Raw genomic sequence first — 13,030 nt, 5'->3', positions numbered from 1 at the left:
GTTCTGCGCCCCACCCATTCACAGTGCAATCGCGCCCAATCTGTCCCGCGCTCCCTGGCGAGGACGCCGATTGCCTGTCGGGTCGATCATGAGGAGATGATTGCTATGGACTATCGCAGGCTGGGTAACAGCGGCACCGTGGTTTCGAACTATTGCCTGGGCACCATGACCTTTGGCGCGGAATCGGACGAGGCCACGTCCTTTGCGCTGATGGACGCCTATGTGGCGGCGGGCGGCAATTTCATCGATACGGCCAATGTCTATAGTGCCGGGGTCTCCGAGGAGATCGTCGGGCGCTGGCTCAAGAGCAAGCCGGGGATCCTGCGCGATCTGGTGATCACCACCAAGGGGCGCTTTCCCATGGGGCCGGGGCCCAATCACCTGGGCCTGTCGCGCAAGAACCTCAACGAGGCGCTGGACGCTTCGCTCAAGCGCCTGGGCGTCGAGCATATCGACCTCTACCAGATGCACGCCTGGGACGCGCTGACGCCGATCGAGGAGACGCTGCGCTTCCTCGACGATGCCATCCGTAACGGCAAGATTGCCTATTATGGCTTTTCCAACTTCCTGGGCTGGCAGATGACCAAGGCGGTCTGGACAGCAAAGATGGCCGGTTTCGCCGCGCCGGTGACGCTGCAGCCGCAATATAACCTCCTGGTCCGTGATATCGAGCACGAGATCGTGCCGGCGGCGCAGGATGCGGGCATTGGCCTGCTGCCCTGGTCGCCGCTGGGCGGCGGCTGGCTGAGCGGGAAATACAAGCGCGACCAGATGCCGACTGGGGCCACGCGGCTTGGCGAAAACCCCAAGCGGGGCATGGAGGCCTTTGAAAAGCGCAACAGCGACCTGCGCACCTGGGAGGTGATCGGGGCGGTGGAAGACCTGGCCAAGGCGCGCGGCGCCAGCATGGCCCAGGTGGCGCTGGCCTGGGTGGCGGCACAGCCGGCTGTGACCTCGGTGATCCTGGGCGCGCGCACGACCGATCAGCTCAAGGACAATCTGGGTGCCGCCGGGCTGGTGCTGACGCCGGAAGAACTGGCGGCACTGGGCGCCGTCAGCAAGCCGGAGATGAGCGACTATCCCTATGGCGAGGGCGGCATCGGCCAGCGCAACCGCAATATCGGCGGCGGGCGGTAAGCCCTGGGGTGGGGGCTCGCCCCCCACCCGACCTCCCCCTGAAGGGGGCGGCCAAGAGAGGGACCGGTCAGCTGTAGCGCAGTGCGACCAGTTGGCCGCTGGACCATTCGATCTGGCCGGCCAGGTCGAGTTCGAGCAGCAGCATTTGCACACTGGCGGCGGGCAGGCCGGATTGGGCGACCAGATCGTCCACCGCGACCGGCGTGGCGCTGAGGGCGACGAGAAGCTGGGACTTGTCGTCTGGCGAGGGCGGCGGCAGCTCGGGCGTGAGGGCCGGCGTCCAGTCGTGGTCAAACAGAGCGGTGCGCGCGGGATCAGCGGTGCCAAGTACGGCGATGATATCGGCGGCCGAGGTGACCAGATGGGCGCCCTGCTTGATCAGGGCATTGCCGCCTTCGGCGCGGGGGTCGAGCGGCGAGCCGGGGACGGCAAAGACGTCGCGATCCTGCTCCAGCGCCAGGCGCGCCGTGATCAGCGAGCCGCTGCGCTGGGCGGCCTCGACGACGACAATGCCCAGTGACAGACCCGATACCAGCCGATTGCGGCGCGGAAAGTCGCGGGCGCGCGGCTCCCAGCCGAGCGGCATTTCGGTGAGCAAGGCGCCGCCGGCATCGAGAATCGCATGGGCCAGCGGGATGTTTTCGGCGGGATAGATGTGATCGAGCCCGCCGGCGAGGACGGCGATGGTGCCGGTGTCGAGGCTGGCCTTGTGGGCGGCGGCATCAATGCCGCGGGCGAGGCCGGAGATGACGGTATAGCCGGCCGCGCCGAGATCGCCGGCCAGGAGGCGGGTCATCTTGATACCGGCCGAGGAGGCATTGCGGGCGCCGACCAGGCCCACGGTGCGCTGCCAGTCGCGGTTGTCGCCGCCGGCGATGGTCAACACCGGCGGGGCGGCAGCGATAAAAGTGAGCAGCGGCGGATAGTCGGGGTCGGCGCTGGTGACGAGGCGCGCGCCATAGCGGCTGAGCCCGGCCAGTTCATCCTCGGCCTCGGCGAGGCTGGGAACACGAACCGGGCGACCGGAGCGGCGGGCAATGTCGGGCAGGGCGTCCAGCGCCGCTTCGGCGGTGCCGAAGCGGTTGAGCAGTTGGCGGAAGGTGGCGGGGCCGACGTTTTCGGTGCGGATCAGCCGCAGCCAGGTGAGACGCTGGGCAGGGCTGAGGCCCTTGTCACCCGGCGCCCGCCGCAAGGGTCAGGACGCCTTCTTGCTGCCGCCGATCCGGGGTTCGGTGCCCTTGATCAGACGCAGGATGTTTTCGCGGTGCTGGAAGAACAGCAGCAGGGCCATGAGCGCCACGGCGCCAGCGAGGCGTTCGCTGACCACGACATAGGCAAAGATCGGCGCGGTGGCGGTGGCGGTGAGCGCGGCCAGCGAGGAAAATTTGCGGGCAACGGCAATCAGCAGCCAGACGGCGCAGAAAATCAGGCCCACCGGCCAGCTCAGCGCCAGGAGCGAACCGATCATCACGGCGACGCCCTTGCCGCCCTTGAAGCCCAGCCAGACCGGGAAGCAGTGGCCAAGGAAGGCGCCGATGGCGGCCAGCATGGCGGCATCGTCACCCCAGAGGCTGCGGGCAATCAGCACGGGCAGGGCGGCCTTGGCGGCATCGAGCACCAGGGTGGCCGCAGCCAGTCCGCGGTTGCCGGTGCGCAGCACATTGGTGGCGCCGATATTGCCCGAGCCGATGGCGCGGATATCGCCCAGGCCCGCAGCGCGGGTGAGCAGCAGGCCAAAGGGAATGGAGCCGAACAGATAGCCCAGCACGAGCGCGTAGAGCAGGGAAAGAACGGCAGGGGACATGGGGATTCCTTTGCGGGCCTAAGGGCAGAAATACCCCGCGCGGGCCGGTGGCGGCAAGGGGGCAGGCGGGACAGGGAGAGGCGGGTTTGGCCTGGCCTCACCCGGCGCCCCATTTCAGAGGGGCCGGGTGAGGGTCAGTCTCAGTCGATATGCTGGAACACCGTGGCGCCGCCGACGATGGTGCGGATGACCTTGCCGGCGAGGCGGGCGCCTTCAAAGCAGGTGTTGCGCGAGCGCGAGCGGAGCTGACGCACGTCGACCTGCCAGGGGTAGTCGAGATCAATGAGGATCAGGTCGGCCGGGGCGCCCACGGCGATGCGGCCGGAGGCCAGGCCGAGGATTTCGGCGGGCCGGCTGGTCATGGCGCGCAGCACGGTGAGCAGGTCGACATCACCGGAATGGACGAGGCGAAGAGCGGCGGGCAGCAGGGTTTCAAGGCCAATGGCGCCGTCGGAGGCCTCGGCAAAGGGCTGGCGCTTGACCTCGGTGTCCTGCGGATCGTGGTCGGAATGGATGGTGTCGATGGTGCCGTTGCGCAGGCCCTCGATGACCGCCTGGCGATCATCCTCGCTGCGCAGGGGCGTGGAGAGCTTGAAGAAGGTGCGGTAACGGCCGACGTCGTTCTCGTTGAGCGCGAGGTTATTGATGGAAACCCCTGCCGTAACAGACTTGTTACGTTTCTTGGCCGCAGCCAGGAGATCAACCGAGCCGGCGCAGGAGATCTGGGCGGCGTGGTATTTGACGCCGGTGAGAGCGGCCAGTTGCAGGTCACGGGCCAGGGGAATGGTCTCGACTTCGCGCGGCTGGCCGCGCAGGCCCAGGATGGTGGCAAACAGCCCCTCGTTCATCACGCCGTCGCCGGCCAGCTCGGCATCGCGCAGGTGATGCACGAAGGTCATGCCGTAATTGGCGGCATAGCTCATGGCGGTGCGGAGGAGGCTCGTCGACTGGATGGCGTGGCGGCCATCGGTGAGGCAGACGACGCCGGCCTCGCGCAAGAGGCCAAATTCGGTGATCTCCTTGCCACCGAGGCCCTTGGTGATGGCGCCGGCGGGCAGCACATTGACCTTGGACGTCGCCTTGGCGCGGCGGATGAGGAAATCGACGAGGGCGCCATCGTCCACCACCGGGGTGGTGTCGGGCATCATGACGAAGCTGGTGACGCCTCCGGCAGCGGCAGCCTCGCCGGCCGAGGCCAGGGTTTCGCGATATTCCTTGCCGGGTTCGCCGGTGAAGACCCGCATATCGATCAGGCCGGGCGCCAGCGCCAGGCCGCGTGCATTGATGACCTCGACATGGTCGGGCACGCCGATGGGCTTGCCGATGGCGATTTCGGCGATGATGCCGTTTTCGATCAGCACGGCGCCCAGATGATCGGTGCCGGTGGCGGGATCGAGGATGCGGGCGTTTTCGATCAGCGTGGCGGTGGTGGTCATGGCGGCGCTCATGGCTCGTTTCTCGCCGGCAGCAGCGCATCGAGCACGGCCATGCGCACGGCGACGCCCATTTCCACCTGATCGGTAATGACCGAAGCGGGGCCGTCGGCGATGGCGGGGTCGATCTCGACGCCGCGGTTCATCGGGCCGGGGTGCATGACGATGGCGTCCGGCTTGGCATAGCTGAGCTTTTCGGCGTCCAGGCCATAGAAGTGGTAGTATTCGCGGATCGAGGGGATCATGCGGCCATTGGCGCGCTCGTGCTGCAGGCGCAGCATCATGACCACGTCGGCGTCCTTGAGGCCCTCGCGCATGTCGGTGAAGACTTCGGTCGCGAGGTTCTCAATGCCGGCGGGCAACAGATTGCGCGGGGCGATGACGCGGGTGCGCACGTTGAGCGCGCCGAGCAGCAGCAGGTTTGAGCGCACGACACGGGAATTGCCGATGTCGCCGCAGATGGCGACGGTGAGCCCGGCAATGCGGCCCTTGTGATTGCGGATGGTCAGGGCATCGAGCAGGGCCTGGGTGGGATGCTCATGGGCGCCGTCGCCGGCGTTGATCACCGAGCAGCCGACTTTCTGGCTCAGCAGTTCCACGGCGCCGGCGGCCGAATGGCGCACGACGATGACGTCGGGGCGCATGGCGTTGAGCGTAGCGGCGGTGTCGACCAGGGTTTCGCCCTTACTGACCGAGCTGGTCTTGACCGACATGTTCATCACCAGTGCGCCCAGCCGCTTGCCGGCGATCTCGAACGAGGCCTGGGTGCGGGTGGAGGGCTCAAAGAACAGGTTGATCTGTGTCTTGCCCGTCAGGGTCGGGTGCGTCTTCCGCTCCTGGCGGGAGATGGGCACCATGGCCGCGGCGCGATCGAGCAGATCGATGATCTCGTGCTGCTTGAGGTCGGCAATCGAGAGCAGATGGCGCTGATTGAACGGGGGATAATCGCCGGAGGTGCCGGCGGGCGAATTCGAGGCTGTGCTGGCGCGAGCTTGGGCCATGCGCTCCCATTCCCTATCGATTTGCTGCGGTCTAGCGGAGGGGGACCACAGGGGCAAGGGGGCGCGCGATTTTCATACAGCTATCGCTTCGCGAAGCCGGGCTATCGCTTCGCGAAGCTGGGCTATCGCGGGCGCAGCCGGTCGAGCGCGCCCTGCAGGATGTAACTGGCCGCGAGCTTGTCGACCACTTCGGCGCGGCGGTCGCGGCGCAGGTCGGCATCGATCATCATGCGGGTGACCGCGCTGGTGGACAGGCGCTCGTCCCAGAAGGCGATCGGCAGGGTGATGCGCTGCGCCAGGCTCCGGGCAAAGGCGCGGGTGGACTGCACGCGCGGGCCTTCGCTGCCATCCATATTGAGCGGCAGGCCCAGAATGATGGCGACGATAGCGTTTTCGGCAATGAGCTGGTCGAGCCGGATGGCGTCGGCGGTGAATTTGGTGCGCTTGATGGTTTCAAGCGGGGTGGCCGAATAGCGCATGCCATCCGAGACGGCGACGCCAATGGTCTTGGTGCCCAGGTCCAGCCCCATGATGCGGCCGCTGGGGGGGATGGCGGCCAGCGGATTGGCGAACTCTGGATAGTCGGCGTCAGTCATGCGGGGGGCTCGCTTGCCATGATGGCTTGGTCCTATAGGGTGCGGGCCAATTTGGCGACAGGAAAGCGCGGCATGAAACTGACCTGGTTTGGCGGCACGACGGTGCGCATTCACATTGGCGGGGCCATTGTGGTGGTGGATGCCGCCGGGGCGCCCGCGGGAATCGATGCGGCCGAGCTGGTCGCCGGGGCCGATCAGGTGGTGGCTGACTTTGGCGCGGGGCTCGAGACAGTCGACGCCGCCCAGTTCAAGCCGCGCAAGCCGGTGCGGCTGCTGGATGAGGGCGAGGGCCTGCCCGATATGATGATCTGGTCGGCCGGGCCGGGGGCGCTGGTGATCGACGCCATGGGCGAAGCGCCGCTGCTGCTGGTGGCGGGCGAGATGCCGGCGCTGGGGCGCTGGGCCGATGCGGCCGTGGTGGCGCTGTTTGGCGACGGGGCAGGGCTGTTGGCGCGGGGGCAGGCGCTGCTCGGCATGCGGGCGCCGCGGCTGGTGATGCTGGGCGGCGACGAATCGGCTGTCGACATGGCCATAGACGGGCTGCGCGCGGGGCTCGATGGCACGGGGCTGGTGGCGTTGGAGGCCGGGCTGGCGCTCGAAGCCTGAGGCCGGCGACAGAACAGATGGGCTGATGGCGGGCATCCGCCATTTTCATTGTCTTTTTGGCTGGGCCGTTGCTAATAACGCGCCAACAGGCCGTATTTTCTGGAGTGACCCATGTCCGTCGACGCCACCACTGTAAAGCGCATCGGGCGCCTGGCGCGTATCCGCATCGAAGAGCATGAGGTGGCCGGCTACCAGTCCGAGATCAACTCCATCCTGGGCTTTATCGAGCAGCTGGGCGAAGTGGATGTGACGGGCGTTGAACCGATGACCTCGGTGAGCCCGATGGTGCTGCGCCGCCGCGACGACGTGGTGAGCGACGGCGGCTATCCCGAGCAGATCGTCGCCAATGCGCCGCTGGCGGAAGACAATTTCTTCATGGTGCCCAAGGTGGTCGAATAAATGGCGGTCAGCGTCGCCATCGAGACGCCGTTGCAGGACGATGTGCGGACGCTGGTTGCGGCGCTCAATGCGCATCTGCTGCCGCTGTCGCCGCCCGAGTTCCAGTTCAAGCTGACGGTCGAACAGATGGCGGGCGCCGACACCAGTGTGTTCGTGGCGCGCGACGAGAGCGGCCAGGCACTGGGCATTGGTGCGCTCAAGGTGCATTCGGAGACCATGGGCGAGGTCAAGCGCATGTTCACCCTGCCGGCGGTGCGCGGGCAGCGGGTGGGCTCGGCGCTGCTGGATGCCATTGTGGCGCTGGCGCGCAGCAAGGGGCTGAGCATGCTGATGCTGGAGACCGGCGCCGCGGCGGATATGCCGGAGGCGCATCGGCTCTATACGCGCAGCGGCTTTGTGCCGCGCGGGCCGTTCCTGGATTATCCCGATAGCCAGTGGTCGGCGTTCTTTGAGCTGCCGCTGAAGGTTGAGGTGACCGCATGAGGGCGTTGCTGGCATGTGTCATCTGCATGGCCGGTTTTCCGCTGGCGGTCGTGGCGCAGGATGATCTGCCGATCGACCAGTCCAAGCTCTATGTGAGCGATCCGGCCGCCTGTGACGCGCTGGAGAAGAAAGGCGTCGACGCCTTCATGGATTCCGACTTTCTGGTGCTGTCGTTCAAGGACGGCATCCAGTCGATGGAGTTCACCTGCGACCTCTTCGACATCAAGACGCTGCCCAACAACAACATGCTGTTCGTGGACGCCGTGTGCCAGGCACCGGGCGAGGTTTATCCTGACACGCTCTCGATCAGCCCCTATGATGCCAAGACCCTTCAGGTGGTTTCCACCTATGACGCCATGATGGCCATGGCCGCGCCCGCCGACCCGGCGGAGCTGACTGGCAATCCCGGCGTTACCCTTTATACCCGCTGCGACAATCTGAGCGAGATCCGTGTTGACTGACCTGACCAAACTGAGCCTGGCCGCCGCCCGCAAGGGCCTGACCGACAAGAGCTTTTCGGCAAGCGAACTGACCGGGGCCTATCTTGGCGCGATCGAGGCCGCCAATCCGGCGCTCAATGCCTATGTGGCCGTGACGGGCGAACAGGCCCTGGCCATGGCCAAGGACAGCGATGCGCGGCTGGCCAAGGGGCAGGCCGGGCCGCTCGAAGGCATTCCGCTGGGCATTAAGGACCTGTTCGGCACCAAGGGCGTCCATACCCAGGCGGCCAGCCATATCCTGGATGGCTTCAAGCCCGAATATGAATCGACCGTGACGGCGAACCTGTGGCGCGACGGCGCGGTGATGCTGGGCAAGCTGAACATGGACGAATTCGCCATGGGCTCGTCCAACGAGACCAGCTATTACGGCCCGGTGGTCAGCCCGTTCAAGGCCGAGGGCAGCAATGCCAATCTGGTGCCCGGCGGCTCGTCGGGTGGCTCGGCTGCGGCCGTGGCGGCCTGGCTCTGCGCTGGCGCGACGGCAACCGACACCGGCGGCTCGATCCGCCAGCCGGCCGCGCTGACCGGCACGGTGGGCATCAAGCCGACCTATGGCCGTTGCTCGCGCTGGGGCGTGGTGGCCTTTGCGTCCTCGCTCGATCAGGCCGGTCCGATCGCCCGCACGGTGGAAGACGCCGCGCTGCTGATGACGTCCATGAGCGGGTTCGATCCCAAGGATTCCACCAGCGTTGATATGGCGGTGCCCGATTTCGCGGCGGCCGTCGAACGCGGCGTCAAGGGCCTGACCATTGGCGTGCCGCGCGAATACCGTATGGACGGCATGCCGGGCGAGATCGAAAAGCTGTGGACCCAGGGCCTTGAGTGGCTCAAGGCCGAAGGCGCGGTGATCAAGGACATCTCGCTGCCGCACACCAAATATGCCCTGCCGGCCTACTACATCGTGGCGCCGGCCGAGGCCTCGTCGAACCTGGCGCGCTATGACGGCGTCAAGTTTGGCCTGCGCGTCAGCGGCAAGGACATCACCGACATGTATGAGCTCACCCGCGCCGCCGGTTTCGGCCGCGAGGTGAAGCGCCGCATCATGATCGGCACATACGTGCTGTCTGCCGGTTACTTTGACGCCTATTACGTCAAGGCGCAGAAGGTGCGTACGCTGATCAAGAAGGATTTCGAGGACGCCTTCCATGCCGGCGTCGACGCCATCCTGACCCCGGCGACGCCCTCGGCGGCCTTTGGCATTGGCGACGAGACCCTGGCTGCCGATCCGGTGGCGATGTATCTGCAGGACGTGTTCACTGTCACGGTCAACATGGCGGGCCTGCCGGGCATTGCCGTGCCCGCGGGCAAGGACGGCAAGGGCCTGCCGCTGGGCCTGCAGCTCATCGGAAAGCCGTTTGACGAAGAGACGCTGTTTGCCGCAGCCCGCGTGATCGAAAAGAGCGCGGACATGGACTTTTCGCCCAAGCGCTGGTGGTAACACCGCGCTTTTGCACGGCTGACCACCCCCACCTCTGATCCCTCCCCACAAAGGGGGAGGGAGACGATAGAGCGGTCGAAACAGGCTCCAGAGGCGCTTTGCCTGCAACGGCGAAGCACAGGCGGATCGATGTGCGCGTTAAGGGTCTGTTGACCTCGCCACTTGATCCGCCCGCCGATCCGCCTTATTTGGCGCCAATGCACAAATTGAAATTGGTTGCGACGACGCCCCGGGCGGCGTCCGGGCCGACAAGGGTTTCACCGATGGCCTCAGATATCTTCACCACGCTGGACTGGTCCGAGCCCCCCAAGGACATGAGCAAGCCGCTGCAGGCGCTGTGGTGGCTCAAAAAGGGCGGGCTGCGCGTCGGCCCTGAGTGGGAACAGGCCCATGTGATCGTCCAGGCCATGGAGGGCGTGGCGGCCTTTGACTGGGTGCATGCGCTGATGCACTGGATCGAAGCCGACATGGGCAATGCCGACTATTGGTATCGCCGCGCCGGCAAGAAGCGCGCCACGGCCAGCGTCGCCAGCGAATGGGAACATATCGCGGCGGCGCTGAGCGAAGTCACGCGGCACTAGCCTGTCACTGCCGGGCAAAGCCCGGCAATGACGATGCCACGATGCGCCGCTAGCGGTTGTCATACTCGCTGCGGACGAGCTCCAGCCCGCGCCGCGTGATGCGATACGGCTGCCCACCAGACGATTTGATCGCCTTCTTTGCCTTGAGCTTGCGGAACAGCAACAGGGTACAGCCGCTGCTCAGCCAGCCCTCGCGGTTGAAGAATTCAAGGCCGGTGACCTTGCCGTCTGCGTTGCGGATAAGGGCGATGCAGCCGCCCTGTGCGAGGGCATGCAGCACCCGCTGTTCGTCTCGGGAAATATCCATGAAAGTCTGAAGCCTGATGGCGGCCCCAAAAGGGCCGCGGATAAACAAGGCCCGTCGCCGGCATCGCGCGCGGCGTCAGGCTGGTTCATCAATGCCCCGTCGCAGTAGGACGGGGCGTCAGGCGGTTTCAGACTGCATACACATGCGCGTTTGATAGCGCCGCATGGACGAATTGCGCAAGGCGGGCGGTTGAAATCGCGCGGCAGTCGGTGCAAACCAGCAACAGAGCCAATTGAGTGGATAGTGCTGTGACCGCTGCCAAACTGCCTGCCGACTGCCAGACCAAGGACGATGTGCGCGCCGAGATCGACCGGATCGATCTGGCCCTGCTGACCCTGTTTGCCGAGCGGCACGCCTATGTGACGCGCATGGCCGAGATCAAGACCGATCCGCATGAGGCGCGCGACCCGACCCGGATCGAGGCGGTGATCGCCCGTGTCCGTGAGCGCAGTTTGGCCCTTGATCTTGACGAAGATCAGGCCGAACTTGTCTGGCGCACCCTGATCGACTGGAACATCAACTACGAGAAGGGCATCATCGCCGCACGGCGACGCAGCTAGACCCGGAGGTCTCAATGGCAGGTGTCAGCATACGCAAGGCGGTGACCGGTGATATGCCGCACCTGGCCGACATCGCCTACCGCGCCTGGGAAAGCGGCATCTATCCGCTGATGACGCCGCAGCCGGGCCTCAAGGCTCGCGAACAGGCGCGGCTGGGGCAGGTGGTGGCCGAGACGCTGAACCGCATCATCGTGGCCGAAGTGGCGGGCGTGGCAGCGGGCTGGTGCTCGCGGGCGGCGCGGCGGGCCTATATTCCCTATCTCTTCGTGGCGCCAGAGATGCAGCGCATGGGCCTGGGCTCAATGCTGCTGCGGCGCATGGAATCGCTGATGGAGCTGGAGGGCGCCGCGCGGGTGTATCTCGAAACTCCGGCGGACAATGTGCCCGCCGTGCGCTTCTACGAGAAGCAGGGCTATCATATCCTGGCGCTGCGCCAGGACGGCCAGGCTGCCCATGAGGCCTTTCTGAGCGTGCACCTGGAAAAGCGCCTGCTGCCCTTCACCGGCGAGATCGACGAGGACTGAGCCGGGCAGGGCCTGTTTGCGCCCTCGACTGCGCAAAGCAATTGCAACCGCAGCCCCCAGGCACTATGCGTTTGGCATCGCTTTGCCTCGCCTCAGGACGTCTCAATTGACCCTTATCGACACGCGCACGCCCAACCCCAAGAGCTTTATCGCCGGATCGACCGGCGACTGGGAAGTGATCATCGGCATGGAAGTGCATGCGCAGGTGACCTCCGAGAGCAAGCTGTTCTCGGGTGCGTCCACGCAGTTCGGCAATGCCCCCAATTCCAACGTGTCTTTCGTGGATGCCGGCATGCCCGGCATGCTGCCCGTGATCAATGAGGAATGCGTGCGCCAGGCTGTGCGCACCGGGTTGGGCCTCAAGGCCAAGATCAACAAGCGCAGCGTGTTTGACCGCAAGAACTATTTCTATCCCGATCAGCCGCCGGGCTATCAGATCTCCCAGTACAAGGATCCCATCGTCGGCGAGGGCGTTGTGGCGCTCGACGTCAATGGCGACCAGGTCGAGATCGGCATCGAGCGGGTGCATCTGGAGACCGATGCCGGCAAGCTGCTGCATGACCAGCACCCGAACATGAGCTTTGTCGATCTCAACCGCGCCGGCGTGGCGCTGATGGAGATCGTCTCCAAGCCCGACATGCGCTCGTCGGACGAGGCCAAGGCGTATCTGGCCAAGCTGCGCTCGATCCTGCGCTACCTGGGCACCTGCGACGGCAATATGGAGCAGGGCTCCATGCGCGCCGACGTCAACGTCTCGGTGCGTCGCCCGGGCGGCGAGTTCGGCACGCGCTGCGAGATCAAGAACGTCAACTCGATCCGCTTTGCCGGCCAGGCCATTGAATTCGAAGCCCGCCGCCAGATCGATATTCTCGAGGACGGCGGCGTGGTGGAGCAGGAAACCCGGCTCTATGACCCCAAGCTGGGCGAGACGCGCTCGATGCGCTCCAAGGAAGATGCGCAGGACTATCGCTACTTCCCCGATCCGGATCTGCTGCCGCTCGAATTCGACGATGCCTTCGTGGCCATGTTGGCCGAGAATCTGCCGGAGCTGCCGGACGAGAAGACCGCGCGCTTCATCAAGGACTTTGGCGTGACGCCCTATGACGCCATGGTGTTGACGCTGGATCGCGAGACTGCGGACTATTTCGAGGCCGTGGTCAATTTCGGTGGCAGCGTGCGCGACGGCAAGGCCGTGGCCAATATGCTGAACGCCGATGTGGCGGCCTTTGCCAATAGCCAGGGCCTGGCCATCTGGGAAACCCATCTCAAGCCGGCGCAGATCGCTGGGATCGTCGACCTCGTCGCCGCCGGGACCATCTCGTCCAAGGGTGCCAAGGACCTGCTGGCGATCATCATCAGCGAGGAGCCCGAAGGCGTGCCCGCCGAGATCGTCGAGGCCCGCGGCATGAAGCAGGTGACCGACATGGGCGCCATCGAGGCGATCGTGGACGAGATCATCGCCGCCAATCCCGACCAGGTGGCCAAGGTCATCGCCAAGCCCACCATGATGGGCTGGTTCGTCGGCCAGGCCATGAAGGCCTCGGGCGGCAAGGCCAATCCGCAGGCGCTCAATGAGCTGATGAAGAAAAAGCTCGGCCTCGAATAGGCGGCAAGCCAACGCCAGACAGAATGACGGCCAGTGTGAACGCACTGGCCGTTTT

General features: G+C 65.7%; 16 protein-coding genes. 10 read left to right on the top strand and 6 right to left on the bottom strand.

Annotation, left to right across the window (positions count from 1 at the left end; all coding sequences use genetic code 11):
• Window positions 1-105: 105 nt before the first annotated feature.
• Window positions 106-1,137: an aldo/keto reductase gene (locus E8M79_RS11250; RefSeq protein ID WP_137151990.1), complete on the top strand. Its 1,032-nt coding sequence runs from the start codon at window positions 106-108 to the stop codon at window positions 1,135-1,137.
• 67 nt (window positions 1,138-1,204) lie between these two features.
• Here the strand turns inward: E8M79_RS11250 and dprA are convergent, their stop codons facing one another.
• The 5 genes from dprA to ruvX all read right to left on the bottom strand — a co-directional run bounded on the left by dprA (window position 1,205) and on the right by ruvX (window position 5,971).
• Entirely contained in the window at window positions 1,205-2,329 is a 1,125-nt protein-coding gene (gene dprA / locus E8M79_RS11245; RefSeq protein ID WP_137151989.1) for a DNA-processing protein DprA, read from the bottom strand.
• A 3-nt stretch (window positions 2,330-2,332) separates the two neighbouring features.
• Complete coding sequence (gene plsY, locus E8M79_RS11240; RefSeq protein ID WP_137151988.1) at window positions 2,333-2,941, bottom strand: glycerol-3-phosphate 1-O-acyltransferase PlsY; 609 nt, start codon at window positions 2,939-2,941, stop codon at window positions 2,333-2,335.
• 140 nt (window positions 2,942-3,081) lie between these two features.
• Window positions 3,082-4,377, bottom strand: coding sequence for a dihydroorotase (gene pyrC / locus E8M79_RS11235; RefSeq protein WP_137151987.1), 1,296 nt, complete (start codon window positions 4,375-4,377; stop codon window positions 3,082-3,084).
• Between the two features lie 8 nt (window positions 4,378-4,385).
• Entirely contained in the window at window positions 4,386-5,375 is a 990-nt protein-coding gene (locus E8M79_RS11230; protein ID WP_137151986.1) for an aspartate carbamoyltransferase catalytic subunit, read from the bottom strand.
• Window positions 5,376-5,497: 122 nt separating this feature from the next.
• Entirely contained in the window at window positions 5,498-5,971 is a 474-nt protein-coding gene (gene ruvX, locus E8M79_RS11225; RefSeq protein ID WP_137151985.1) for a Holliday junction resolvase RuvX, read from the bottom strand.
• A 72-nt stretch (window positions 5,972-6,043) separates the two neighbouring features.
• On the opposite strand from ruvX, the gene E8M79_RS11220 reads away from it, so the two are divergent.
• From E8M79_RS11220 to E8M79_RS11195, 6 genes are all read left to right on the top strand, one after another.
• Window positions 6,044-6,577 (top strand): hypothetical protein, encoded by a 534-nt coding sequence (locus E8M79_RS11220; RefSeq protein ID WP_137151984.1) that lies wholly within the window; start codon window positions 6,044-6,046, stop codon window positions 6,575-6,577.
• Between the two features lie 111 nt (window positions 6,578-6,688).
• Window positions 6,689-6,976, top strand: coding sequence for an Asp-tRNA(Asn)/Glu-tRNA(Gln) amidotransferase subunit GatC (gene gatC / locus E8M79_RS11215; RefSeq protein ID WP_137151983.1), 288 nt, complete (start codon window positions 6,689-6,691; stop codon window positions 6,974-6,976).
• Window positions 6,977-7,459: a GNAT family N-acetyltransferase gene (locus tag E8M79_RS11210; protein WP_137151982.1), complete on the top strand. Its 483-nt coding sequence runs from the start codon at window positions 6,977-6,979 to the stop codon at window positions 7,457-7,459. It begins immediately after the preceding gene.
• Window positions 7,460-7,485: 26 nt separating this feature from the next.
• Window positions 7,486-7,920, top strand: coding sequence for a hypothetical protein (locus tag E8M79_RS11205; protein ID WP_137151981.1), 435 nt, complete (start codon window positions 7,486-7,488; stop codon window positions 7,918-7,920).
• Window positions 7,913-9,397 (top strand): Asp-tRNA(Asn)/Glu-tRNA(Gln) amidotransferase subunit GatA, encoded by a 1,485-nt coding sequence (gene gatA, locus E8M79_RS11200; RefSeq protein WP_137151980.1) that lies wholly within the window; start codon window positions 7,913-7,915, stop codon window positions 9,395-9,397. Before E8M79_RS11205 ends, gatA begins: the two co-directional genes overlap by 8 nt.
• A 263-nt stretch (window positions 9,398-9,660) precedes the next feature.
• Window positions 9,661-9,978, top strand: coding sequence for a hypothetical protein (locus tag E8M79_RS11195; RefSeq protein WP_137151979.1), 318 nt, complete (start codon window positions 9,661-9,663; stop codon window positions 9,976-9,978).
• A gap of 49 nt (window positions 9,979-10,027) precedes the next feature.
• Here E8M79_RS11195 and E8M79_RS11190 read toward each other — a convergent pair whose 3' ends face one another.
• Window positions 10,028-10,285: a YjhX family toxin gene (locus E8M79_RS11190; RefSeq protein ID WP_137153352.1), complete on the bottom strand. Its 258-nt coding sequence runs from the start codon at window positions 10,283-10,285 to the stop codon at window positions 10,028-10,030.
• Window positions 10,286-10,533: 248 nt separating this feature from the next.
• Between E8M79_RS11190 and E8M79_RS11185 the strand changes: the two genes are divergently transcribed.
• The 3 genes from E8M79_RS11185 (at window position 10,534) to gatB (ending at window position 12,975) form a co-directional block, all read left to right on the top strand.
• Window positions 10,534-10,845, top strand: a complete 312-nt coding sequence (locus tag E8M79_RS11185; RefSeq protein ID WP_137151978.1) for a chorismate mutase — start codon at window positions 10,534-10,536, stop codon at window positions 10,843-10,845.
• 14 nt (window positions 10,846-10,859) lie between these two features.
• Window positions 10,860-11,369, top strand: a complete 510-nt coding sequence (locus tag E8M79_RS11180; protein WP_137151977.1) for a GNAT family N-acetyltransferase — start codon at window positions 10,860-10,862, stop codon at window positions 11,367-11,369.
• A gap of 106 nt (window positions 11,370-11,475) precedes the next feature.
• A complete protein-coding gene (gene gatB, locus E8M79_RS11175; RefSeq protein WP_137151976.1) occupies window positions 11,476-12,975 on the top strand; it encodes an Asp-tRNA(Asn)/Glu-tRNA(Gln) amidotransferase subunit GatB in 1,500 nt (499 codons plus the stop codon).
• Window positions 12,976-13,030 lie beyond the last annotated feature (55 nt).

The sequence above is a fragment of the Devosia sp. FKR38 genome, assembly GCF_005222805.1.
Lineage (GTDB): Bacteria > Pseudomonadota > Alphaproteobacteria > Rhizobiales > Devosiaceae > Devosia.
Note: the sequence above shows the minus strand (reverse complement) of the source record. Positions and strands in the feature narration are given on the sequence as shown.